Raw genomic sequence first — 24585 nt, forward strand, 5'->3', positions numbered from 1 at the left:
ACTATCGCCCTGCCCGCTTCCAGACAGGTCCTGCCCATGCTGTCCGCCCTCACCCTCATCCTCACCTGCCAGTTGATCGGTGAACTTGTCACCCGGTTCCTCGGCCTGCCGGTCCCGGGCCCGGTGGCAGGCATGGTGATCCTGTTCGTCCTGCTCGCACTCAAGGGGTCGGTTCCCCAGCATGTCGGGACTGTCGCCGACAGCTTGCTCAGGAACCTCGCACTTCTGTTCGTCCCGGCCGGTGTCGGGGTGATGGCGCATCTGGGCCTGCTTGGTCAGGATTGGCTGCCGATTTCAGTGGCGCTGGTCGGCTCAACACTGGCGACCATCGCCGTCACCGGCCTGGTGATGAGCCGGCTTGCCCGAAACAGCGGGTCTGACAGGACAGAGGCGCACCATGACTGACATCGCCGACGTCTGGGTTTACCTCAGCGCCAGCCCGCTATTGTTTCTCACCCTGACGCTTGCCGCGTTTCAGGCCGGAACATGGCTCTATGACAAATCCGGCCACAAGGCCTTCCTCAATCCGGTGCTCACCGCAGTGATCCTGATCGTCGCTCTGCTGAGTTTGAGCCGCACCAGCTACGAGACCTATTTCGAGGGCGCCCAGTTCGTCCACTTCCTGCTTGGCCCGGCAACCGTGGCTCTGGCGATCCCGCTTTACCGGCAATTCGACCGGGTCCGGCGCTCGGCGCTGGCGCTGATGACCAGCCTGCTGTGCGGATCGCTCACAGCCATCGGAACCGCCATCGCTCTCGGCTGGCTGCTCGGCGCCAGCCGCGAGACCTTGCTGTCACTGGCGCCAAAATCCGTCACCGCGCCGGTGGCGATGGGCATCACCGAGCAATTGGACGGGTTGCCGTCGCTGACCGCGGTGCTGGTGATCCTGACCGGCATTCTTGGCGCCGTTCTCGGCCCACCGTTGCTCAGCCTGATCGGCGTCACCGACTGGCGCGCCCGCGGCCTGGCGCTCGGCACCGCCAGCCACGGCATCGGCACCGCACGGGCGTTGCAGTCCAATGAACTGGCCGGCGCCTTCTCCGGCCTCGCCATGGGCTTGAACGCGCTGGCCACCGCGATCTTGCTGCCGGTCCTGTGGCGTGTGTTTTTTTGAAAGGACCAAAGATGGACCATGATTTCTGGCATGGCCGCTGGGAAAGCGGACGCATTGGCTTTCACGAGAGCGAACCCAACCCGCTGCTGCTGACGCATTTTCCGGCTCTTTGCGTGCCAGAGAACGGGCGGGTTTTCATCCCCTTGTGCGGCAAGACACTCGACATCGGCTGGCTGCTTTCGAAAGGCTACCGTGTTGCCGGTGTTGAACTGAGTGAACTGGCAATCCGGCAATTGTTTGAACAGCTTGGGGTTGAACCGGAGATATCGGATCTGGGCAATTTGAAGCGCTACAGCGCAGACCGAATCGACATCTTTGTCGGCGACGTCTTCGACCTCGGCCAAGCCGCGCTCGGTCCCGTCGACGCCGTTTTTGATCGGGCTGCCTTTGTCGCCCTGCCTCAAAGCATGCGCGCTGACTATGCCCCGCACATCGCCGATATCAGCGCAAACGCACCGCAGCTTCTGGTGACGTTCGAGTACGATCAATCACGCCTCGACGGTCCGCCTTTTGCCATTCCCGGAGACGAAGTCACCATGCGCTACAAGGACCGGTACACCATCTCCAGATTGGCCACCGGCGAGGTGGCGGGCGGTTTCAAAGGCATCGCCGCCACCGAAACCGTCTGGCTGCTCACGCCGCGGCGCGGCCCTTGATCTGCGTCCCCGGCGCCAGGGTCACTTCGAGACCGTCGAGCTCTGCGCTCATCAGCAACTGGCAGGACAACCGCGAATTGTCGCGCACGTCAAAAGCCTGGTCGAGCATGTCCTCTTCCTCGGCTTCGATCGGATAGAGCTTGCCGGTCCAGTCCTCAGCGACATGAACATGGCAGGTGGCGCAGGCACAGGCGCCACCGCATTCGGCCTTGATATCGAGACCCCAGTCGCGAATGATCTCCATCACCCGAAACCCCTCCAGCGCTTCCAGCGTGTGCCGGGTTCCGGCCTGGTCAGTGACGTGAATGTGCATGCTGAATACTCCCCGTTCAGCCGTTGAGAAGCGCCGTGCGGCGCCAGCTGTAGCCCGGTGTTTGTGCGGCGGCATCGGCCGCGGGTTGATAATGCAGGTCGATGCCCGGAAGACGCTTGTCGATCAGCCGCTGGATGGTTGGAGCATGCTCCACTGCAAAACTGTCAAACCCGGTGCGCAGCATCAGCGGAATCTGATCCAGCAGCACGGTGCCGACGGCGCGCAATTCAGCCTTGTAGCCCAGACGCTCCCTGAGCAGCATCGCCTGCGAAAACGCCCGGCCATCGCTGAACGCCGGAAAGGTCAGCGCAACCAGGATCAGCCGGTCGAGAACCGGAGCCAAAGCGCGCACGTCGTCGGCCGGCTGCAGCACCACGCCAAACGGAGCATTGTCCTGCGCGTGCTCCAGCGCCTCGGCCAGCGGCAACAGCTTGGGCCCGTCCTCAGCTGACGGCTGGGTCCAGGGATCGTTCTCGACAATCCCGGTTTGTGTCCAGATGACAGTCATAAAAGTCTCCGGTCTCAAGCTGCCTGGGCTTCGCTGCCATACAGCGCGGCCTTGAAGGGGTCAGCGCCGATGCGACGATAACAATCGATGAAGGGTTCGTCGGCGCCCGTCCGGTTGGCAAGATAGGTGGCGACGATGGTCTCGATGGCGTCGGTGATCTGGTCCGGTCCAAAGCCCCGGCCCGTGATCTGTCCGATCGAGGCGTTTTCGTCCCCCGAGCCGCCGAGCGAGATCTGGTAGAGCTCTTCCCCCTTCTTCTCGACCCCCAGGATGCCGATATGGCCGACATGGTGGTGACCGCAGGCATTGATGCAGCCGGAAATCTTGATCTTCAGATCGCCGATGTCGGCCTGCCGCGCCGGATCGGCAAAGCGGTTCGAGATTTCCTGCGCCACCGGAATCGAGCGGGCATTGGCGAGCGCGCAGTAATCCAGTCCCGGGCAGGCGATGATGTCGGTGATCAGGCCCGCATTGGCCGTGGCCAGCCCGTCGGTCAGCAGCGCCCGGTACAAGGGCTCGAGATCGGCCAGCGCCACATGCGGCAGCACCAGGTTCTGCTCGTGGGTCACGCGGATCTGGTCATGGCCGAACTCTTGCGCCAGTCGCGCCACCGCATCCATCTGATCGGCCGAGGCGTCGCCGGGAATGCCGCCGATCGGCTTGAGCGAGATGGTCACCATGGCGTAGTCGGGATGCCGGTGCGGCGCGACATTACGGCCGACCCAACTGGCAAATCCGGAATCGGACTTCTGCCAGGCGGCGAGTTCGCCCCAGCCTTCGGCGCGAGGCGCCAGTTCCGGAGGCGCGAAATAGGCATTGATCGCGGCAACATCGGCCTCAGGCAATTTCAGCGCACCATCTTTGAGCTGCGCCCATTCCGCATCAATTTCCTGTGTCAGCTTCTCGACACCGGTTTCATGCACCAGGATCTTGATCCGCGCCTTGAACTTGTTGTCGCGGCGGCCGTGCAGATTGTAGACCCGCATGATCGCGGTGACGTAGGAGAGAAGATCAGCCTCCGGCAGGAAGTCCTTGATCTTCTTGGCCAGGAGCGGGGTCCGCCCCTGCCCGCCGCCGATCCAGACGGCAAAGCCAAGCCGGCCCTGGGCGTCCTTCTTCAACTGCAAGCCGATGTCATGCACCTGGATGGCGGCGCGGTCGCGCTCGGCGGCCGTCACGGCAATCTTGAACTTGCGCGGCAGGTAGGAAAATTCAGGATGGACGGAAGACCATTGCCGCAAGATTTCGGCATAGGGCCGCGGATCGGCAACCTCGTCGGCAGCGGCGCCGGCAAAATGATCGGCGGTGACATTGCGGATGCAATTGCCCGAGGTCTGGATCGCGTGCATCTCGACCTCGGCAAGTTCCTCGAGAATGGCCGGAATGTCGGACAAGGCGGGCCAGTTGAACTGGATGTTCTGCCGCGTGGTGAAATGGCCATAGCCGCGGTCATAGATGCGGGCAATATGGCCGAGCTTGCGCATCTGGCGGCTGTTGAGCGTGCCATAGGGAACGGCGACGCGCAGCATATAGGCGTGCAGTTGCAAATAGACACCGTTCATCAGCCTGAGCGGCTTGAACGCCTCCTCGGAGATGTCGCCGCTCAGCCGCCGCTCCACCTGGTCGCGGAACTGGCTGACACGCGCGGCGACAAACGCGTGGTCGAATTCATCATAACGATACATCTGGGAACCCTTATGCGGCTTCTGAGGCGCGCGCGGCGGCAGCCGGCGCATAGGCGATTGTCGGGCCGTCGGCACGGATGCGCTCGCGCAACCGGTACGGCCGCGGCCCGCATGGCGTTTCCTCAATCTCGATGACGCTGACATCGACGACCCGGTTGTCGGCTTGCGCCTGGTCGCCGGCCGCCGTGAGTGCGGCAACGGCCTCGTCATGGCGAGCCAGAAAAGCGTCCTTGAGCGAAAAGACCCATTCCCCATTGGCGCCGAGCCAGACGGAAATGCCATCGGTCAGCCGGTTTGCGGTGAGAACCTTGGTCTTGAACGAAGCGGTCGTCATCATGGCCTCCTCAGGCAGCTTGGGTTCGGCTGGCGGGCGCAGCGTGGTGCTGGCCTGCGGCAAGGGCGGTGGAGTGGTCGAAATTCGCACCGGCGACGGCATCCCCGATGACCACCATCACCGGACCGGCAAGTTCGCTGCGGTGCTCAAGCGCCGGCAGATCGGCGAGCGTGCCGTGAAACAGACGGCGATCGCCGCGCGAGGCGTTTTCCACGATGGCCACGGTCATGTCGGCCGACAGTCCCGCCTCAATCAGCCTTGCAGCAATGCTGGCAGCGACCGAGCGGCCCATGTAGACGCACAATGTGGCACCGGAGACGGCCAGACGAGCCCAGTCCGGCAATGCAGCCCCGGTCAGATCATGCCCGGTGGTAAACACCAGTGACGAAGCCACGCCGCGCAGGGTCAGCGGCAGTTCGAAATCCGCCGCAGCGGCGAGCGCCGAGGTGATGCCCGGCACGATCTCGAAGGAGACGCCGGCATCGCGCAATGCGGCCATTTCCTCACCGGCACGGCCGAACACCAGTGGATCGCCGGATTTGAGCCGCACCACACGCTTGCCTTCGCGGCCCAGACGCACCAGCATCTCATTGATCTCGCTCTGGCTTTTGGAGTGGCAGCCCTTGCGCTTGCCGACTGAATGCCGTTCGGCGTCCCGACGGCCAAGCGCCACCACGGCTTCCGGCACCAGCGCGTCATAGACAATCGCATCGGCTTCCATCATGGCGCGCTGGGCCCGCAGTGTCAGCAGGTCTTCGGCGCCGGGGCCCGCGCCGACCAGCCAGATGTGACCGGGGACCGGTTCGCGGACGCGCAGCATGCGGGTGGCAGCACGGCGCGCCAGCGACACCTCGCCCTTTTCGACATGGGTGGCGACCTCGGCTTCGAAAAACCGCCGCCAGAATACCCGGCGGGCGACGCCGCGCGGCAGCAGGCGGTCGGCTGCGATCCGGTAGTCAGACGCCAGCCGGGCCAGCGTACCCAGCGACGGAGACAATATCCGGTCAATGCGGGCGCGGACCATCTGCGCCAGAACCGGGCCTGCACCTTCGGTGCCGATGGCGATGGCCACGGGCGCACGGTTGACCAGCGCCGGCGTGAGGAAATCGCAATAGTCAGGCTGATCGACGGCATTGGCGGGAATGCGGCGCTCGCGTGCCGCGCGGACAATGGCCCGGTCCTGTGCGGCATCACCGGTGGCGGCAAACACCAGCGTCGCCTCCTCCATCTGTGAGGCGGAATAGGCTTGCCGAATTGCCACGATGCCCAATCGGTCGAGACTGTCTGTGAGCTCGGCTTCGGGCGCGTCGGCATAGACGCTGATAGAAGCCGACGTGTTGGCGACAAGCCGTGCCTTGGCCGCAGCTTCCGCGCCATTGCCGAAGATCGCCACCTTGCGGGCGTCGACCCGCATGAAGGCGGGGAATGTGGTTAAAAGCGCTGCTTGCGTGGCCATGGTGGTCAAACTCCTGAGTTGGATGCATTTTCAGGGGAATGACGAAACGAATGAAGAAACAAACATGTCCCATTCGGGCCGAAGTGATATTCTTTTACCTTAGATATCGGGTTATGGAGAACGGGTGACCGCGACGCTTGAGGCGCATGCGGTCGGGCAGCAACGACGGGGCCGTCAGATGGAGATCATTCAAAACGCCGACCTGGTTCGCAGACTGCTGGATGTGATGCAGCACGACATCGTTCCGCTCACCGAGACGGGCGTGGCAGCCGGCAACAAGATTTTTGGCGGCGCGCTGGTGCGCAAGGCGGATTTGTCTTTGGTGATGGCGCAGACCAACAACGAGACCGACAATCCGCTCTGGCACGGTGAAGTGCATCTTCTCAAGTGCTTTTATGAGAGCCCGATCGCAACGAGTGAATCCACCAAAGACATGATTTTTCTGTCGACGCATGAGCCCTGCACCATGTGCATGTCGGCGATTGCCTGGGCCGGCTTTGACAATTTCTTCTATTTCTTCAGCCATCAGGACTCGCGCGACAGCTTTGCCATCCCGCATGATCTCAAGATGCTGAAAGAAGTCTTCGGACTGGAGCCGGGCGGCTACAATCACGACAACGCCTTCTGGCACGGCCGCGGGATATTCGACATCATCGCCACCCTGCCCGACGCCGAGGCACAGCCGTTGCTCGATCAGGCGCAGCAAATTCGCAACCGCTATGCCGATTTGTCCGCGGCCTATCAATCCGGCAAGGACAGCAACGCCATCCCGCTCAACTGAGGGCCGGCAGCTCCGCGGCCCGATTGAGTTGTGGACAACATCGGCGCCCTTGGCTGAATGGTCGCGAGCTTCACCCGGCTCGGCTAGGCTCCCATGAGCACGCCGCGTTGTTTCGAGTTCATGGAGGACAGCGAACGCGTTGTGCAAGCAAACCCTGCCTCGCTGCCCCCAATGAACCCTTTGCTCTCCTGAACCGCGGCATGCTCTGAATGAAACCATCACGCGATATTTCCGGCCTTATCGAGATCATGGCGGCGCTCAGGCATCCCGAAACCGGATGCCCGTGGGACGTCCAGCAGGACTTTTCCACGATCAAGCCCTACACCATCGAGGAGGCCTACGAGGTTGCCGATGCGATCGAGCGCAATGATCCTGACGATTTGTGCGACGAACTGGGCGATCTGTTGCTGCAGGTGGTGTTTCACGCCCGCATGGCCGAGGAGCAGGGATTGTTTTCCTTTGAGGACGTGGTCGAGGCGATCACGCGGAAAATGATCCGGCGTCATCCGCATGTGTTTGAACGATCCGGGGCGGACACAGCCGACAAGGTCAAGACGCAATGGGCCGTGATCAAGGCCGAAGAGAAACGCGAACGCGCGCAACGCCGCATTGCGCGCGGTTTGCCGGAGACAGAAACGCAGGGGCAATTCACCGGCGTGCCGCGCGCCCTGCCCGCGCTGATGGAAGCGCTGAAGCTGCAGCAGGCAGCATCCCTGGTCGGCTTTGACTGGGGCGCTGCGGGTCCGGTCCTCGACAAGATCGAGGAAGAAATTGCGGAACTGCGTGTAGAACTCGACAATGGCGAGACCGACAAGGCAGCGGGCGAGCTCGGCGATGTGATCTTTGCGCTCGCCAACCTGGCCCGGCACCTGAAAGCTGATCCGGAAGACGCGCTGCGCACCACCAACACCAAGTTCCGCAGACGTTTTGCCCATGTCGAAGCGGGATTGGCGAAACTGGGCAAGACACCCGCCGACGCCACACTTGCAGAGATGGAAGCGCTGTGGCAGGCGGCGAAGAAGGACGATTGATCCGCAGAATGTTGAAAAATCAGCTACAAAATGCTTTAAATTCAGAGGGATACATCTTGATCGCGCGGCACCATCATGCCGCTAAGACGGGCCCGCTGCCGGCATTTTGGCCTCGCCGTAAACCCTTCCTTAGCATCACCGCGGCCATGATGGCCTGTGCACTGTATGGCTGAGTGAGGGCCAGTTCATGAAGCCAGCATTCAAACCGAAAAAATATGCCATCACCCAGATCGGGGAGAGGAAGGACAACAGGCGGGTCTACCCGCGCCGGGACGCCAACTGTCCGGTCATCGCCCAGATTCGCCCGCGCGACCGCAAGACCTACAAATCTGTCCCGTCCTGGATGGTCAATCTTTGCGAGGACGGCTGCCTGTTAACCTCAGACCATTTTCCCTCAAAGGCCGAAGATATCTATCTGACCATTCCCGGGGTCCCCGAGAGAGTGCATGCCAAAGCCCGAACGCAGGGCAAATTCACCCTCAACGTCAAATTCACCGAACTGCTGACCCCGGAGATTGTCGAGATGATTGCGCGGATCAAGACAATCCCCAAGACCTGACAGATCATGACGGGTGAGACCACGGCGATGGACAGAAACTGATGCGAATTCTCATTGTTTACTGTCACCCGGTGCCGGAGAGCTATTGCGCTGCGGTCCGCGACGTTGCGATGCGAACCCTCGTCACAGCCGGGCACCAGGTCGATCTGCTCGACCTGTACGCGGAAGGCTTTGATCCGGTGATGCAGGCCGATGAACGGCGCCGTTACAATGAGATGAAACTGGCTGATCACCCGTTTCCTGACCATGCCGCACGACTCAAGGCGGCTGAGGGGCTGCTGCTTGTCTATCCAACCTGGTGGTACGGCCTGCCGGCCATGCTCAAGGGCTGGTTCGACCGGGTCTGGACTCCGGATCTCGCCTTTCGTCTGCCTGACCGGTCTGGTCCGATCGAACCCTTGCTGACCCAGATCCGGTGGCTTGGCGTCATCACCACCTGCGGCGCTCCGCGCTGGTGGTCCTATATGGTTGCCCATCCCGGCAAGCGAACGATCCTGCGTGGCATGCGCGCACTTTGCGCCAAACGCTGCCGCAAGCTGTTCATGGCGCATTACCTGATGGATAAATCGACGCCTCACAGCCGGGCAAGATTCCTTGCGCGTGTCGAAAAACGTCTGGCCAGGCTCTAATGCATGACGCGCAAAACTGTGCAGCGGTTTTGCGACAACGTCATGCATAAACAAAGATCCTAAGGCGCGTCACCCGGAACCGGTTTGATGCGACGCGCTTTAAAAATTGTTCCTGTCCGGGTGGGCGTTGCGAAATGCCGGCACCTGATCGCAAGCTGAACGGATTGCCTGAATCCGTTCGAGCCCGGAAATGTCCGCGCCCCAGCGTTCGGCATTGTAGATCTGCGGAATGAGACAGAGGTCGGCAATCCCCGGCACATCGCCATGGCAGAACCTGCCGGTTGCCGGATGATCAAGCAACCTCTCGAACGCGTTCATCCCCTGAGAGATAAATTTTCGCATCCAGGCCACCCGTGCGTCATCGCCGCCGCCGGTCAGCTCCATCACATGGCTGACCACCGAAAGATTGCACACCGGGTGAATGTCCATGGCGATGCTGTCGGCCAGCGCCCTCGCCCGTGCCCGTCCGGCGGCGTCATCGGGCAACAGCGCAACGCCGCGGGTCTCAACCAGATACTCGATGATTGCCAGCGATTGCGTCAGCATCATGCCGTCGATGGCGAGCGCTGGCACCAGGCCTTGCGGATTGCGGGCGAGATGCCCGGCGCTCTTGTGAACTCCTTCGACCAGATTGACCACCACGGCCCTGTAATCGACGCCCGCAAGATTGAGCGCAATGCGCACCCGGTAACTGGCTGACGAGCGCCAATAGTCATATAGGACGGGCTGATCCGGCATGATGTCCTCACTCTTCAAGAGCTGCTGCGTGCAGGGCCTCGGCCAGCACCTGCCGGTCGCCGATATGATTGGCAAGCAGCAGGATCAGCCGCGCATTCAACGCGTCGCTCTCGGCCTTGGTGCGCCCTTCGTGAACCGCCAGCAATTCGGCGTAGAATTCATCCGGCGCCTTGATGTTGGCCTGGGTGTTGAGTGCAGCCATGATCTACCTCCCGATCGCCTTGCGAAGCGCGGCCTTGACCGCCGCCGCGTCGTAATGGTCCCAGCGCGCGGCCACATGCTGGTCGGGACGGACCAGATACACCGCAGCCGCAGCGTTTCCGAGATAGCGCTGCCGCAGATGACCGATGGCATCGTCACTGGTGGATAAATCCAGACATCTGACCTCAATACCGTCAACGCGAAGCGTATCAGTCCCTTCGCTGTCAATCGCCAGCAGATGGAACCCGGTGCCGAGCTGATCTAGCAGCCAGCCGCCGGGAACCGGGGCATCGACCATGGGCGATCCGGGCCGTGTGCGCTCTGGCATGGTGGCGCAATCCGGCCCGTTGAGCGGCGATCCATCATAGGTGCAGGGAACCGAGAGCCGGCCCGAATTGACCATCGGGCGGGTCGCCTCGTAGCGTTCGGACAAGTCCAGCACTGCATCGCGGAAAATCCGGCTGATCTCGGATTTGGGGGTGATGAAATCGGTTGAGCGCGAGGAATTGAGAATGTTCTCGTCCGCGCCCTGCAGCCGCTCGGCATCGTAGCTTTTCAGAAGCGTAATCGGCGCCTTACCATCGATGACCAGTTTCAGCTTCCAGGCCAGATTGTCGGTGTCCTGCAGACCGGAATTGGCGCCGCGTGCCCCGAACGGCGAGACCTGATGCGCCGAATCCCCGGCAAACAGCACCCGTCCCTCATGGAACCGCTCCATCCGGCGGCACTGGAAGGTGTAGATCGAGCTCCATTCCAGCTCGTAGCTGATCTCCTCGCCGAGCATCGCCTTGAGCCGCTTGTCGATGTTTTCCGGCTTAAGTTCCTCGTCCCGGTCGATGTCCCAGCCGAGCTGAAAGTCGATGCGCCAGACATTGTCGGGCTGCTTGTGCAACAGCGCCGACTGGCCGCGGTTGAACGGCGGATCGAACCAGAACCAGCGTTCGGTCGGAAACTTGGCTTCCATCACCACATCGGCAATGAGGAAATTGTCCTCGAACACCCGGCCGGTGAAATCCAGCCCGAGCATGGTCCGCACCGGCGACGCCGCGCCGTCACAGGCAACCACCCAGTCTGCATGCAGCCGGTACGGTCCGTCGGCGGTGCTGATGGTCAGCTCCGCCCCTGCTTCATCCTGGCTCAGGTTGATCACCTTGTTGCCGCCGCGCAATTCGACCGGCTTGCCTTCGGCCTCGAGCTGGCGAAGCCGGCCGACAAGATACTGCTCCACATAATATTGCTGCAGATTGATGAAGGCAGGCCGCTTGTGGCCCTGTTCAGGCAGCAGGTTGAAGCCGAAAACCTGGCGCTCGTCGAAATAGACCTTGCCGAGGTTCCAGACCACGCCCTTTTCGACCATCGGATCGCCACAGCCCAGGCGGTCGAGGATTTCCAGCGGCCGCTTGGCAAAACAGATCGCCCGCGAGCCCCGGCTGACCTTGTCGTTTTCGTCAATGACGACAACCGGCACATCCTGCATCGCAAGATCAACCGCCAGCGCCAGCCCCACCGGACCGGCGCCCACCACCACCACTGGATGGCGGACCGGCGTCTCGGCATCCTGGTCCGCCGATCGCTGGTAGGGATACAGCGGAACTTCAAATATCTTGCTCATCAAACCTCCCGGCGACAGCGGGGAGCGGCGCGCCGCTCCCCATGCCCTCAGCCCTGCAACTGCGCCCACATTTCGGCGTCGCGCTCGGCGGTCCAGATCCGAGGCGTATCGATGCCGCGGGCCTCGTCATAGGCGCGGGCGACGTTGAACGGCAGGCAGTGCTCGTAGATGGCGTAATCCTTGAACTTCGGATCGCATTCGGCCCGCACCGCATCCCAGGCTTCCTTGAGCGTACCGCCGCGCGCCACCACCTTGGCCACCGGGCGGTAGGTCGATTCGACAAAATCACGGGTGCTGGCGATCGCGGCTTCGACCATGTCCGCTCCGACCAGCGCGTCGCCGCGTCCCGGCCCGATGGCCTGCGGATCGAAGGAGCGGATCATGTCGAGCGTAACGCCCCAGTCCTCATAGTGACCGTCGCCGCAATAGCAGGCCGAGTGATACTCGACGATATCGCCGGTGAACATGACCTCCTCGTCCGGCACCCAGGCAACAATGTCGCCGGCCGTGTGGGCCCGTCCCAGATGCATCAGGTCAACCCGGCGCTTGCCGAGATAGACAGTCATGCGCTCGGAAAATGTTGTGGTCGGCCAGGTCAGCCCCGGAATGCTCTCATGGCCCTGAAACAGCCGCGGGAAGCGTTCGAATTCGGACGCCCAGTCCTCGGCGCCGCGCTCGGCAACCATCGCACCCGCAACATCGCCCATGATCACGGTCGGCGCCTTATAGGCCGAAGCACCCAGCACCCGCACCGCGTGGTAATGGGTCAGCACCAGATGGCTGATCGGCTTGTCGGTGACGGAGCGGATCTTTTCGATCACCTTGCCCGCCAGGCGCGGGGTTGCCTGCGCCTCGATCACCATGACGCTGTCGTCGCCGATGATGACGCCGGAGTTGGGATCGCCCTCGGCGGTGAATGCCCACAGGTCGCGGCCGATTTCGGTAAACGAGATTTCTTTTTCCGTCATGTCGCCGGCGGATGCGAATTTCTTGCTCATCAGGATATCCTAAATCTTTTCAACGGTTTGCTCGATGGCGCCGAAGATCGACTGGCCATCGGCATTTTTCATTTCAATGCGAACGCTGTCGCCAAACTGCAGGAAAGGTGTTGCCGGTTTGCCCGACGCAATGGTCTCGATCATGCGGATTTCGGCTATGCAGGAATAGCCTGCACCGCCTTCGCTCACCGGCTTGCCCGGATCGCCGTCCGGTCCCTTGTTTGACACGGTCCCCGAACCGATGATGGTGCCGGCGCAGAGCGCCCGGGTTTTCGCCGCATGGGCGATCAGCTGCGGGAAATCGAAGGTCATGTCGACGCCGGCATTGGCGCGCCCGAAGGCCTTGCCATTGAGGTCCACCTCAAGCGGCAGATGCAGCTTGCCGCCATCCCATGCGTCGCCCAGCTCATCCGGCGTCACCGCCACCGGCGAAAACGCCGAGGACGGCTTGGACTGGAAAAACCCAAAGCCTTTCGCCAGCTCCGCCGGGATCAGCCCGCGCAGGCTGACATCATTGACCAGCATCACCAGTTGAATTGCCGCACGGCAGGTGTCGAGATCGGCGCCCATCGGAACATCGCCGACAATCACCGCAACTTCGCCCTCGCAATCGATCCCCCAGGCTGCGTCCGCCATCCGGATCGGGCCCCGCGGCGACAGGAAGGTGTCGGAGCCACCCTGGTACATCAACGGGACATCCCAGAAACTGTCCGGCATCTCGGCGCCACGCGCCCTGCGCACCAGTTCGACATGATTGACGTAGGCCGAACCATCAGCCCACTGATAGGCACGCGGCAGCGGCGACAGCGCGTCACGCTCATGGAAGCGCTCGGTCGGTTCCGCCCCGGTTTCCAGCATCACGGCCACATCCTGAAGCCGCGGCGCGACATGTTTCCAATCGTCCAGTGCGGCCTGAAGCGTCCGCGCAATGTGCGGAACGCCGGAGGCGCGGGTCATGTCGCGCGAGACGACGACCAGACGGCCATCACGGCTTCCGTCACGGAGTGTGGCAAGTTTCATGCGGGTATCCTTTGTGGTTTGGTGGGCGGCAAGGGCAAGTTTAACCCATCCCGGCCAATTGTCAGCAACCCATCCCAGGTCAGTCCGGCCTGCTCGATCCAGTGCGCGGCGGAAATCTCGGGGTCATCGGCCGGCACCAGATGATGCAGCACCAGGTGATCCACCTCCGCATCGGTCGCGATCCGTCCGACATCTGCGGCCATGGTGTGGCTTGCAATCAGATGCGCCTTCAGCCGGTCGCCATTGCCGGTTCGGGCAACCAGCCGGTCAACTCCGTCGGGATGCATGGCTTCATGAACCAGGATGTCGGCCTTGCGGGCAAAGACCGAGAGCGGCGGGAAATAGGCGGTATCCGCCGAAAACACGATTGTCCGCCCGCCATGGCTGATCTTGAGCGCATAGCATTCGGTGACCGGCGGATGTTCGACCCTGAGGGCGTCGATCAGCAGGCCGTTATCCTCGAGCACGCCGCCCTCGCCGAATTCCGTGATGTTGACCAGATTGCGGATATCCGGCCGCCCCTCATCGGCAATCCTGAGGTCGATGTCATAGAGCAATGAGGCGACGAATCCGGTCCAGACCGCCTTGGTGCCGACCGGCCCCAGCACCTGAACCGGGGTCTTAAGCCCCGCCGTCCAGGCTGTGTGCAGCAGCGGCCCGAGCTCGAGAACATGATCGGAATGCAGATGCGTGATCAGCACCAGATCGAGATCAGGCAGCGCCATGCCGGCTTCAACGAGCCCGCGTGACACCCCCAGGCCACAGTCGACCACGATCCGGCGTCCGCCGATCTCGAGCAGCGACGATGTCGGTGACGGGCCGCCGGGGCGGATTGCCGGCCCGCCCTTGGATCCCAGAATAACCAGACGTTCGCTCACTTGGCCCCCGACCAGCCACCGGCTTCCGGCGTGCCGTCAAATTTCCGCTCCAGCCCCTCCCAGCAATGCACATAGCCGGTTTGCAGCGTGTCGAGTTCGGCGGCGTAGCGGGTCACCATCTGCGGGAACCGGGTTTCGAACATGAACGCCATCGTATCCGACAGCTTGACCGGTTTCAGTTCCACCGTCGAAGCCTTTTCGAACGCGTCATGGTCGGGTCCGTGCGGCATCATCATGTTGTGCAGGCTCATGCCCCCGGGCAGGAAGCCCTCTTCCTTGGCGTCGTACTGGCCCTCGATCAGGCCCATAAATTCGCTCATGATATTGCGATGATACCACGGCGGCCGGAACGAATGCTCGGCCACCATCCAGCGCGGTGGGAAGACAACGAAATCGATGTTGGCCGTGCCTGCCTCGCCCGAAGGTGCCGTCAGCACGGTAAAGATTGACGGATCGGGATGGTCAAATCCGATTGCGCCAACCGGCGAGAAGGTCCGCAAATCATATTTGTAGGGCGCGTAATTGCCATGCCAGGCCACAACGTCCAGCGGTGAATGGCCAATTGCGGTGACATGAAACGCGCCACACCACTTGATGTGCACGAGGCAGGTGGTTTCCTTGTCCTCATAGGCTGCCACCGGCGTCTTGAAATCGCGCGGGTTTGCCAGGCAGTTGGCGCCGATCGGCCCCCGTTCCGGCAGGCTGAATTTGGCGCCGTAATTTTCGCAGACATAGCCGCGCGCCCGCTCGACGCCCGCGCCGCGCATCACCTTGAACATCATGCCGCGCGGCAGCACCGCGATCTCCAGCGGCGCAACCTCGATGATGCCCATTTCGGTGAAGATTTTCAGCGCGCCTTCCTGCGGCACGATCATCAACTCGCCATCGGCATTGAAGAAATAGTCGTCTTCCATGTCGGCGGTCAGCGCGTAGATATGCGCGGCCATCCCGACCTGCCCGACCGTGTCGCCCGCGGTGGTGATGGTGCGGATCGAATCGAGAAAATGGACCGGCCCGTCCGGATAGGGCGTCGGGTCCCAGCGCCGCTGGCCCAGCGACAGGATCTGCGATTCCTGATGCGGCGCCGACAGCCAGTAAGGCCGGTCGATCACCCGGAAGTCGCTGGTGTGGCGGACGCTGGGGCGAATGCGGTAGAGCCAGGACCGTTCATTGGTGCCGCGCGGCGCAGTGAACGGCGAGCCGGAGAGTTGCTCCGCATACAGACCATAAGCGCAGCGCTGCGGCGAGTTCTGCCCCTGCGGCAGCGCGCCTGGCAGACTTTCGGATTCAAAATCGTTTCCAAAACCCGGCATATAAGCAAGCGTCATCGGGCACTCCCATGGCTGATCAAATCAAGGTCCATCAGATCAGTTGTAAATGTAACTATCAACCTTTTCCGCTGCACCCATCACCACCAATTTCCAAGCGATGCGGTTGCCGCGTGGTGGCGGTTCAATCCCGGCAGGGCAAAGCGAGGGGTCGAAACGCCGGGGTGGAGCAACTGACTGTTCACGAACGCACCCCTTGGAGTGAGAACCGGATTTCCTGCTCATCCGCCCCGCGCTGCACGGACACTCCATCAAACGAAGAGTATTCCGCGTCAAATGTGCCAAATTGCAACAAACCGCACCGCGGTTCACAATTCGGAAACGAAAAGAACCCCATAGAGGCCTTGAGGCTAATAAAGAGACGCGAGATGAAATTGCGCCCAAGCCCGCAGCGACCATGATGGCTCCTCCTGTATTTTTGTTCGTCCTGCATGCTGCCAATGGCAGCTGCCCCAATTTCAAGGAAAAGTCGCATGCTCGGCTTCTTAAAAAAATCACTCGCGACAAAACTCATTGTGGTGGCAGGTGCCACTGTTGCTTCGGTGCTTGTCGTCTCCAATTATGTCTTGATCTCCAACACCCAGGCCCGCGTCGAAGCGCTGGTGTTCGAACAAGCCCAGATTGAAGCCAAGGCCATCTCCGCCGACATTGCCGGCGAGATCGGCGGCCTGGCAACGGTCGCGTCCACCGTGGCGGCAATCTCCGGTCGCGGTCACGCAGAAGGCGACCTCGGCCGCAAGCCGATCATGAACCTGCTCAAGGCTACATTGCAGACCCATGAGATGGCGTTTGGCGCCTGGTTCGCAGCAGCCGAAAACGCCTTTGACGGCCGTCAGGCGGACTTCATTGATAACAAGGAAATGGCCGGCAACGCCAAAGGCACATTCAGCCCCTATTGGTCAAAGACCAGCAGCGGTGAAATTCACTTCTCCACATTCGAAATCAGTCAGGCCGATGCCTGGTATGCTCTGTCCGCCGCCAGCGGCAAGGGCGCCGTCACCCCGCCCTACCAGGCGCAGGAAGCTGAAGTCCCGACAACATTGACCTCGATCACCTTCCCGGTGAAGTCGGGAGACAAGCTGATTGGTGTGTCCGGTATCGACGTCTCCCTCGCCTCGCTTTCCGACAAGCTGTCGAAAATGCGGCCCTTCGGCACCGGTCGGGTGATGCTGGTCTCGCAAGACAGCAAATGGCTCGTCGGACCGACGCCGGACGCCATGATGACCGAGTTCGATGACGGCGGACAATCTGAAGTCGAGGCAGCGCTTGGCCGTGGCACATCAAGCACGGTGCGTGATCTTGCCGGTCAAGACGGCTCCATCGTTCATCGCCTTGTCTATCCCTTTGAACTTCCCGGCGTGAATGCAAGCTGGGTCGTGCTTGTCGATGTTCCTGAGGCAGCCATCACCGGACCGGTGTGGGAGCAGACCATCATGATGCTGGCCGGAGGACTGATCGTTCTCGGCGCCGTTCTTCTCGGGATCTTTGTCGCTGTCACCCGTATGGTCAAACGGCCACTCGACAGTCTTGTGTCCGACGTTGAAATTCTCAGCAACGGTCAGTACGACAGACCGATCAGCGGCCAGAAAAGCATGGACGAGACCGGTGCCGTTGCCCGGGCGCTTGAAGGCTTCCGCCACCGTCTGGCCGAATCCGATCAGCTTGAAACCCAGGCAGCCCGTGACCGCGACAGTGCCGACCGCGAACGCGCCAACACCGAAACCGAACGCACCAACTCTGCCGCTCAGCAAAAGCAGATCGTCACCCGTCTGGGGGCTGGCCTGTCCCGTCTGTCCGCCGGTGACATGACCCACCGCATCACCGAGGAGTTCCCGGGCGAATACGCACAACTGCGCGAAGACTTCAACTCGGCCATGCAGAGTCTGGAGCAGACCATCAAGACGGTCAACGCCTCGGTCGACAACATCACGTCGGGCACCGGCGAGATGAGCACGGCAGCCAATGACCTGTCGATGCGCACCGAGAAGCAGGCCGCAAGCCTCGAAGAAACAGCGGCAGCACTCGATCAATTGACCTCCCAGGTCAATGCCAGCGCGGAAAATGCCAAAACGGCTGCTCATACCGTGGAGAACACCAACAAGAGCACCAGTGAATCGGGCGCCATCGTTGAAAAGGCCGTCGACGCCATGACCGGCATCGAACAGTCTTCCCGCGAAGTCAGCCGCATCATTGGCGTGATCGACGAAATCGCCTTCCAGACCAACCTTCTGGCCTTGAATGCGGGCGTCGAGGCGGCGCGCGCCGGGGAAGCCGGACGCGGTTTTGCCGTCGTGGCGCAAGAAGTGCGCGAACTGGCGCAGCGGTCGGCCTCGGCCGCCAAGGAAATCGCCACGCTGATCAAGGTGTCAGCCGGTCACGTTGATCAAGGTGTCGAATATGTCGGACAGACCGGCACGGCGCTCAAGGATATTTCCTCCCAGGTCGATCAGATCAACAGCCTGATCCGCGAGATTTCGCTCTCAGCAACGGAACAGGCCGTCGGCATCAAGGAAATCAACCAGGCCATCAACCAGATGGATCAGGTGACGCAGCAGAATGCCGCCATGGTCGAAGAGACCACGGCCGCCAGCATGGCGCTGAACACCGAAGCCCGCACGCTGGGTGATCTGGTCGCCAATTTCCAGGTCTCGGGACATGCATTGGCGTCGGATCTGGCTGCCATGGCAACACGAATGCGCAACCCGGCACCGCAGCAGGCACCGCAACAGGCACCCGCAAGGGCACCGAAACGAGCCAGCGCCGGCGGCAGAGCTGCAGCGGTTGACGCTGACTGGAGCGAGTTCTGAGACCGACAGCGCCGCGCATCCCGTTGGATCCGCAAAGGACGCTGTATTTCTCTGGATCAGAGTAACACACGCAGCAAAAAGGGGGGCCATCCGGTCCCCTTTTTAACGTTCCGGTTTCACGTCAGTTTTTCAATCATGGCCGAGAAATCACGCCCCTTGCCGTCGCCGGCAACAAACTGGTCATAGAGTTCCGTCGCCCGCGCGCCCATCGGCGTTTGCGCCGATACACTGGTCGCCGCCTGTTGCGACAGCTTCAGGTCCTTGAGCATCAGCTCGGCGGCAAATCCCGGCTTGTAGCCATTGTCGGCCGGGCTTTTCGGGCCGACGCCCGGCACCGGGCAATAGGTGTTGACCGACCAGCACGACCCGGACGAGGTCGAGACGACATCGAACAGGCTTTGTGCCGAAAGCCCAAGTTTCGCGGCAAGTGCGAAGGCTTCACACGTACCGATCATCGAAATGCCAAGCAGCATGTTGTTGCAGATCTTGGCCGATTGTCCGGCACCCGCCTCGCCGCAATGCACCGCCTTCTGGCCCATGATCTCGAACAGCGGTGCGGCACGGCCAAAGGCTTCGTCACTGCCGCCCGCCATGAAGGTCAGCGTGCCGCCTGCGGCCCCGCCAACACCACCTGAAACAGGCGCATCGACAGACAGCAATCCATTCGCTGCAGCCAGTTCGTGGGCAGCCTTGGCGCTGTCGACGTCCACCGTCGAGCAATCGATGAACACCGAGCCGCTGGAACCGGCCGGCACGATCTCGGCATAGACGGACCGCAGGATGTCGCCATTGGGCAGCATGGTGATCACCGCATCCATGGTCGCGGCGGCTTCCACCGCTGATCCGGCCTTTGCCACTCCATCAACGCTCACGCCTGCGATGTCAAATCCGGTCACTGCGTGTCCGGCCTTGACCAGGTTGGCCGCCATCGGCGCCCCCATATTGCCCAGTCCGATAAATCCGATTCTCATGCTGTCCTCCCTGCCGATTGTTCCACACCATCGCGGTTGCAGCCGCGTCAGAAACCGATATCGCCGCCCGGCGCTTCAGCCAGCATTGCCGCCACAATGTCGTCCGTGACCTCGTCGACGCTGGCGTGACGCCAGCGCGGATTTCTGTCCTTGTCGATGATGGCGGCGCGGATGCCCTCGACGAAATCGCCCTCCGAGGCGCTGCGCGCGGTAAACCGGTATTCCTGGCACAGCGCCTTGCGGATATCATCGCTTTCGCGCGCACGCCGCACCAGTTCAAGGGTGCAATGTGTCGACAGCGGCGACCCGGCCCGGATCGACCTGGCGGTCGCCGCACCCCAGTCATCATCAGGCAAGGCTGCGAGGATTTCGCTCAGCGAGGCTTTGCCAAAATGGACGTCCGCATGCGCGCGGATCTCCATCAGCGGTCCGTCTTCGGGGTCTCGCGCCAGTGCCGTGACCGCCGACCAGTCGCCGGTTTCGATCAGCGTCTCGATCAGGCCGGGCCATTCGGCTTCCGGGATAAAATAGTCGGCAAATCCGGCATGGATGGCATCGGACGCATTCATCCGGTAACCGGTGACGCCGAGATATTCCCCCAACCGCCCCGGCGCGCGCGCCAGCAACAGCGTACCGCCGACATCGGGCACCAGCCCAATCGCGCATTCGGGCATGGCGATTCGTGAGCTTTCGCCAACCACCCGGTGCGAGCCATGCAGCGAGACGCCGACACCGCCGCCCATGGTGAAACCCTGGCACAAGGCGATGTAGGGTTTCGGATAGGCGGCGATCTTGGCATTGAGCCGGTATTCGTCGCGCCAGAACGCCCGGCCGGCTTCGAAATCGCCTTTGGAGGCCGTGTCGTACATGAATTGCAGATCGCCGCCGGCGGAGAACGCCTTGTGGCCTTCGGCGTCAATCAGCACACAGGCGACGGCATCATCGTCGCACCAGCGATCCAGCGCGGCTTCCATCGCCAGCACCATCTCGTAGCTCACGGCATTGAGCGCCTCGGGCCGCTGCAGCGTGATCTGGCCAATCCGGCCGATCTGGCGGATGCGGATACTCATGCGGCACGCTCGGACAGAAGCGCGCGTGAAATGATCACCCGCATGATCTCGTTGGTGCCCTCGAGGATCTGGTGCACGCGCAGGTCGCGGACGATCTTTTCGACGCCATAATCGGCCAGATAACCGTAACCGCCATGCAGTTGCAGCGCGTCATTGGCGACATTGAAGGCGGTGTCGGTGACAAAACGCTTGGCCATGGCACAGTACTTGGTGGCGTCGGGCGCCTTGCGGTCAAGCTTGCTGGCTGCCTGCCGCAGGAAGATCCGTGCCGCCTGCAGGTTCGTTTCCATGTCGGCCAGCCGGAACTGCAAAGCCTGGAACTGGTCGATGGTCTTGCCGAAGGCCTGGCGTTCACCCATATAGGACAGCGTCTTGTCGAGTGCCGCTTGTGCTCCGCCCAGCGCCGAAGCCGCAATGTTGAGCCGGCCACCATCAAGCCCGCTCATGGCATAGCGGAAACCGGCGCCTTCGTCGCCGAGCAGGTTCTCCGCAGCAATGACACAATCATCAAACTGCACCTCTGTCGTCGGCTGCGACCGCCAGCCCATCTTGTTTTCCAGTGCGCCGAAGGAAAGCCCCCTGGCGCCATTCTCGACGACGACGGCGGAGATGCCCTTGGGCCCCTCTCCGCCGGTGCGGGTCATCACCAGATACAGATCGGAAAACCCACCACCGGAAATGAACGCCTTGGTGCCGTTCAGCTTGTAGCCCTCATTGGTCCGTTCGGCCCGGGTTCTCAGCGCCGCGGCGTCCGACCCCGACCCAGGCTCTGTCAGGCAGTAGGAGGCGATCTTGGTCATGCTGACGAGATCGGGCAGCAGCCGCGCCTTCATCTCGTCCGATCCATAGGAAGCCACCATCCAGGTGCACATATTGTGGATCGACAGGAACGAGGCCACCGACGGACAGGCCAGCGACAGCGCTTCGAACACCAATGTGGCGTCGAGCCGGGAGAGCCCCGACCCGCCGTCGGCTTCCGGCACATAGATCGCCGCCAACCCGAGCGAGGCCGCTTCTTCCAGCACCTCGCGCGGGATGGCTTCCTGTTTTTCCCACTGGGCGGCGAAAGGGGCAATCTTCCCGGCGCCAAACTCGCGCGCCATGTCGAAGATCGCCTGCTGTTCCTCGTTCAGTTCAAAGTCCATGGCTATTGCCTTTCCGTCTCTGAATTGATCTCGCCGCCGCAACTTCAGGCCGCTTTGACTTCACCCCATTGTCGGGATGTTGAAGTCGGCACCGTCCTTGATACCCGAAGGCCAGCGCGCGGTCACCGTCTTGGTGCGGGTGTAGAAGCGGAAGGAATCCGGTCCGTGCTGGTTGAGGTCACCAAAGCCGGACTTCTTCCAGCCGCCAAAGGTATGATAGGCCAGCGGCACCGGGATCGGAACGTTGATTCCGACCATGCCGATGTTGATCCGGCTGGCAAAATCACGCGCCGCGTCCCCGTCGCGGGTGTAGATTGCGGTGCCGTTGCCATATTCATGTTCCATCGGATACCGCAGCGCTTCCTCATAGGTCGGCGCACGCACCACCGACAGCACCGGACCGAAGATCTCCTGCTTGTAGATGTCCATCTCGCGGGTGACGTTGTCAAACAGGCAGCCGCCCATGAAATTGCCGTTCTCGTAGCCCTGCAGCTTGAAGTCGCGGCCGTCGACCACCAGCTTGGCGCCCTGCTCGACGCCGGAATTGACAAGGCCGAGAACCCGGTCGCGGGCTTCGCGGGTCACCAGCGGCCCGAAATCGATATCATTTCCGGCCGTGTAAGGCCCGATCTTCAGGGCTTCGACACGCGGCGTGAGCTTGTCAATCAGCCGGTCGGCGGTGTCTTCCCCGACCGGGACTGCCACCGAGATGGCCATGCAGCGTTCGCCGGCAGCGCCATAGCCCGCTCCGATCAGCGCGTCCACGGCCTGATCCATGTCGGCATCGGGCATGATGATCATGTGGTTCTTGGCGCCACCGAAACACTGCACGCGCTTGCCGTTGGCACAGCCACGCGAATAGATGTATTCGGCAATCGGCGTCGAACCGACAAAGCCGATGGCCATGATGTCCGGATGATCAAGAATGGCATCGACCGCGGTCTTGTCGCCATTGACAACATTGAGAATTCCATCCGGCGCTCCGGCTTCGCTCATCAGCTCGGCCAGCATCAGCGGCACCGACGGGTCACGCTCGGAAGGCTTGAGAATGAAGGCATTGCCAGCGGCAATCGCCGGGCAGAATTTCCACATCGGGATCATCGCCGGAAAGTTGAACGGGGTGATGCCGGCGACCACGCCCAGCGGCTGGCGGATCGAGTACATGTCGATGCCGGGGCCTGCGCCCTCGGTGAATTCGCCCTTCAGCAGATGCGGCGCCCCAAACGAGAATTCCGCCACTTCAAGGCCGCGCATCACATCGCCCTTGGCATCGGGGATGGTCTTGCCGTGCTCGCGCGACAGCGCTTCGGCAAGCTTGTCCATATCGCGGTGCAGAAGCTCGACAAACTTCATCAGCACCCGGGCGCGTTTCTGCGGGTTGGTCGCAGCCCAGCCGATTTGCGCCCTGGCGGCGACAGCGACGGCGTCGGCCATTTCCGCGTCGGACGCCAGCGGAACCTTCGCCTGGACTTCGCCGGTGGCCGGGTTCATCACATCGGCATAGCGGCCTGATGTGCCATTGACGTGCTTGCCGCCGATGAAATGGGTGAGTTCTTGCATGGTCCTGCCTCCGGAATGATGATGATGCTTGCACTGTGCGCCTACTGAACTTGATGTTCAACAAACCGGAGCGCTCATCCGATGTGCAAAAATCAAAGCCCGGGCCGGCAGCAGAGCGTTCGAAGGCGACTTTGAAGACCCGCCCTGGCGACATCTGCCATGTCTCACGCTTTTCCGGACATCACGTCATTGGCCATCTTCGCCAGCAGCGGAACCGCCTTGCCAAATTCCTGGGCGCGCTCGGGATTGGAGGCGTTGCCATCAAGCGAGCGCTTGCACACGCCCTGCAGGATTGACGCCAGCCGGAAAAACGAAAACGCCAGGCAGAAGGCCCAGTTGTCGACGGCGATCCCGCTCCGCTCCGAATAGCGCGCCACATACTCCTCTTCACTGGGAATTCCCAAATCTGCCCGGGCAAGCCCGCCCAGGCCGCGAAAACCGCTGCTGTGCGGCAAGCGCCATTGCATGCACTGATAGGACAGATCCGCGAGCGGGTGACCCAGGGTCGACAGTTCCCAGTCAATCAGGGCCAGCACCCGTTCGCCATGGGCGGAGAAGATCATGTTGTCGAGGCGGAAGTCGCCATGCACCACCGATACCACGCCGTCATTGTCGGGAAGGTTTTCCCAGAGCCAGTCCATGAGACTGTCCATCTCGGGCAATTCGCTGGTCTTGCTCGCCAGATATTGCTCGCTCCAGCGGCGGATCTGCCGCGCGAAGTAATTGCCCGACCGCCCGAAATCGGCAAGCCCGGCCGCGTCCGGATCGACGCTGTGCAGCCGTGCCAGAACGTCATTCATGCCGTCATAGATCGCGGCTCGCTCGTCCTTGCTGACTTCCGGCAGCGCCGGGTCCCAGAAAATCCGCCCCTCCACCAGTTCCATGACGAAATACATCCGGCCAATGGCACTGTTCTCGCCCGTCAGCGCATAGACCTTCGGCACCGGTACGTTGTTTTCGGCCAGTGCCTTCATCACCCGGTATTCCCGGTCCACCTGATGGGCTGACTTCAGCAAAGGCCCCCGAGGTTTGGTGCGCAGCACATAGCGGCCGCTGTCGGCCTCCACCCGGTAAGTCGGATTGGATTGCCCCGTGTTGAACTTCTCGATCGCATGCAGACCGGAAAACCCCGGAACAAGCTGGCAAAGCTCGTCGGCCAGCGCATCCATGTCAAAAGCTTGATCTTCCATA

25 protein-coding genes are annotated in these 24585 nt (G+C 62.0%); 8 read left to right on the forward strand and 17 right to left on the reverse strand.

Annotated features, from left to right (window positions below):
- Window positions 1-36 precede the first annotated feature (36 nt).
- The 3 genes from PZ897_RS12560 to tmpT are packed head-to-tail and all read left to right on the forward strand — an operon-like array spanning window position 37 to window position 1770.
- Window positions 37-405 (forward strand): CidA/LrgA family protein, encoded by a 369-nt coding sequence (locus PZ897_RS12560; RefSeq protein WP_275752641.1) that lies wholly within the window; start codon window positions 37-39, stop codon window positions 403-405.
- Entirely contained in the window at window positions 398-1114 is a 717-nt protein-coding gene (locus PZ897_RS12565) for an LrgB family protein (RefSeq protein WP_275752642.1), read from the forward strand. Before PZ897_RS12560 ends, PZ897_RS12565 begins: the two co-directional genes overlap by 8 nt.
- An 11-nt stretch (window positions 1115-1125) precedes the next feature.
- Complete coding sequence (gene tmpT, locus PZ897_RS12570) at window positions 1126-1770, forward strand: thiopurine S-methyltransferase (RefSeq protein WP_275752643.1); 645 nt, start codon at window positions 1126-1128, stop codon at window positions 1768-1770.
- Here tmpT and PZ897_RS12575 read toward each other — a convergent pair.
- The 5 genes from PZ897_RS12575 to cysG are packed head-to-tail and all read right to left on the reverse strand — an operon-like array spanning window position 1748 to window position 6066.
- Window positions 1748-2083 (reverse strand): 2Fe-2S iron-sulfur cluster-binding protein, encoded by a 336-nt coding sequence (locus PZ897_RS12575; protein ID WP_275752644.1) that lies wholly within the window; start codon window positions 2081-2083, stop codon window positions 1748-1750. The genes tmpT and PZ897_RS12575 overlap by 23 nt on opposite strands.
- Window positions 2084-2099: 16 nt before the next feature.
- Window positions 2100-2591: a DUF934 domain-containing protein gene (locus tag PZ897_RS12580; protein ID WP_275752645.1), complete on the reverse strand. Its 492-nt coding sequence runs from the start codon at window positions 2589-2591 to the stop codon at window positions 2100-2102.
- Between the two features lie 14 nt (window positions 2592-2605).
- Window positions 2606-4276 carry a nitrite/sulfite reductase gene (locus PZ897_RS12585; RefSeq protein WP_275752646.1) on the reverse strand — a complete coding sequence of 557 codons (1671 nt, stop codon included), beginning with the start codon at window positions 4274-4276 and terminating at the stop codon, window positions 2606-2608.
- Window positions 4277-4286: 10 nt separating this feature from the next.
- Window positions 4287-4610 (reverse strand): DUF2849 domain-containing protein, encoded by a 324-nt coding sequence (locus tag PZ897_RS12590; RefSeq protein ID WP_275752694.1) that lies wholly within the window; start codon window positions 4608-4610, stop codon window positions 4287-4289.
- 10 nt (window positions 4611-4620) lie between these two features.
- Window positions 4621-6066 carry a siroheme synthase CysG gene (gene cysG, locus PZ897_RS12595; RefSeq protein WP_275752647.1) on the reverse strand — a complete coding sequence of 482 codons (1446 nt, stop codon included), beginning with the start codon at window positions 6064-6066 and terminating at the stop codon, window positions 4621-4623.
- 178 nt (window positions 6067-6244) lie between these two features.
- Here cysG and PZ897_RS12600 point away from each other — a divergent pair, with 178 nt between their 5' ends.
- The 4 genes from PZ897_RS12600 to PZ897_RS12615 all read left to right on the forward strand — a co-directional run bounded on the left by PZ897_RS12600 (window position 6245) and on the right by PZ897_RS12615 (window position 9066).
- Complete coding sequence (locus PZ897_RS12600; RefSeq protein WP_275752696.1) at window positions 6245-6847, forward strand: nucleoside deaminase; 603 nt, start codon at window positions 6245-6247, stop codon at window positions 6845-6847.
- 209 nt (window positions 6848-7056) lie between these two features.
- Window positions 7057-7878 carry a nucleoside triphosphate pyrophosphohydrolase gene (gene mazG, locus PZ897_RS12605; RefSeq protein ID WP_275752648.1) on the forward strand — a complete coding sequence of 274 codons (822 nt, stop codon included), beginning with the start codon at window positions 7057-7059 and terminating at the stop codon, window positions 7876-7878.
- A 187-nt stretch (window positions 7879-8065) separates the two neighbouring features.
- The gene (locus PZ897_RS12610; protein ID WP_275752649.1) at window positions 8066-8437 is read left to right on the forward strand and encodes a hypothetical protein; all 372 of its coding nucleotides are present in this window, start codon (window positions 8066-8068) and stop codon (window positions 8435-8437) included.
- A 41-nt stretch (window positions 8438-8478) separates the two neighbouring features.
- Window positions 8479-9066, forward strand: a complete 588-nt coding sequence (locus PZ897_RS12615; protein WP_275752650.1) for an NAD(P)H-dependent oxidoreductase — start codon at window positions 8479-8481, stop codon at window positions 9064-9066.
- 99 nt (window positions 9067-9165) lie between these two features.
- Here the strand turns inward: PZ897_RS12615 and maiA are convergent, their stop codons facing one another.
- Genes maiA through hmgA form a run of 7 tightly spaced genes read right to left on the reverse strand, consistent with a single transcriptional unit; the run spans window position 9166 to window position 15841 of the window.
- Window positions 9166-9804 (reverse strand): maleylacetoacetate isomerase, encoded by a 639-nt coding sequence (gene maiA / locus PZ897_RS12620; RefSeq protein ID WP_275752651.1) that lies wholly within the window; start codon window positions 9802-9804, stop codon window positions 9166-9168.
- 7 nt (window positions 9805-9811) lie between these two features.
- Window positions 9812-10006: a DUF2783 domain-containing protein gene (locus PZ897_RS12625; RefSeq protein ID WP_275752652.1), complete on the reverse strand. Its 195-nt coding sequence runs from the start codon at window positions 10004-10006 to the stop codon at window positions 9812-9814.
- A gap of 3 nt (window positions 10007-10009) precedes the next feature.
- Entirely contained in the window at window positions 10010-11617 is a 1608-nt protein-coding gene (locus PZ897_RS12630) for an FAD-dependent oxidoreductase (protein ID WP_275752653.1), read from the reverse strand.
- 47 nt (window positions 11618-11664) lie between these two features.
- Window positions 11665-12615, reverse strand: a complete 951-nt coding sequence (locus tag PZ897_RS12635) for an MBL fold metallo-hydrolase (RefSeq protein ID WP_275752655.1) — start codon at window positions 12613-12615, stop codon at window positions 11665-11667.
- Window positions 12616-12624: 9 nt separating this feature from the next.
- Entirely contained in the window at window positions 12625-13635 is a 1011-nt protein-coding gene (locus tag PZ897_RS12640) for a fumarylacetoacetate hydrolase family protein (RefSeq protein ID WP_275752656.1), read from the reverse strand.
- The gene (locus PZ897_RS12645) at window positions 13632-14513 is read right to left on the reverse strand and encodes an MBL fold metallo-hydrolase (protein WP_275752657.1); all 882 of its coding nucleotides are present in this window, start codon (window positions 14511-14513) and stop codon (window positions 13632-13634) included. Before PZ897_RS12645 ends, PZ897_RS12640 begins: the two co-directional genes overlap by 4 nt.
- Window positions 14510-15841, reverse strand: coding sequence for a homogentisate 1,2-dioxygenase (gene hmgA, locus PZ897_RS12650; RefSeq protein WP_275752659.1), 1332 nt, complete (start codon window positions 15839-15841; stop codon window positions 14510-14512). Before hmgA ends, PZ897_RS12645 begins: the two co-directional genes overlap by 4 nt.
- A gap of 473 nt (window positions 15842-16314) precedes the next feature.
- Here hmgA and PZ897_RS12655 point away from each other — a divergent pair, with 473 nt between their 5' ends.
- Window positions 16315-18648 (forward strand): methyl-accepting chemotaxis protein, encoded by a 2334-nt coding sequence (locus PZ897_RS12655; RefSeq protein ID WP_275752660.1) that lies wholly within the window; start codon window positions 16315-16317, stop codon window positions 18646-18648.
- 116 nt (window positions 18649-18764) lie between these two features.
- On the opposite strand, the gene mmsB is transcribed toward PZ897_RS12655, so the two are convergent.
- From mmsB to PZ897_RS12680, 5 genes are all read right to left on the reverse strand, one after another.
- A complete protein-coding gene (gene mmsB, locus PZ897_RS12660; RefSeq protein WP_275752661.1) occupies window positions 18765-19619 on the reverse strand; it encodes a 3-hydroxyisobutyrate dehydrogenase in 855 nt (284 codons plus the stop codon).
- Window positions 19620-19666: 47 nt separating this feature from the next.
- Window positions 19667-20689, reverse strand: a complete 1023-nt coding sequence (locus PZ897_RS12665; RefSeq protein WP_275752662.1) for an enoyl-CoA hydratase/isomerase family protein — start codon at window positions 20687-20689, stop codon at window positions 19667-19669.
- Entirely contained in the window at window positions 20686-21834 is a 1149-nt protein-coding gene (locus PZ897_RS12670; protein ID WP_275752663.1) for an acyl-CoA dehydrogenase family protein, read from the reverse strand. Before PZ897_RS12670 ends, PZ897_RS12665 begins: the two co-directional genes overlap by 4 nt.
- A gap of 60 nt (window positions 21835-21894) precedes the next feature.
- Window positions 21895-23394 (reverse strand): CoA-acylating methylmalonate-semialdehyde dehydrogenase, encoded by a 1500-nt coding sequence (locus PZ897_RS12675; protein ID WP_275752664.1) that lies wholly within the window; start codon window positions 23392-23394, stop codon window positions 21895-21897.
- Window positions 23395-23558: 164 nt separating this feature from the next.
- Window positions 23559-24584, reverse strand: coding sequence for a phosphotransferase (locus PZ897_RS12680; RefSeq protein WP_275752665.1), 1026 nt, complete (start codon window positions 24582-24584; stop codon window positions 23559-23561).
- Window position 24585 lies beyond the last annotated feature (1 nt).

The organism is Hoeflea sp. YIM 152468, from assembly GCF_029210485.1.
Lineage (GTDB): Bacteria > Pseudomonadota > Alphaproteobacteria > Rhizobiales > Rhizobiaceae > Hoeflea.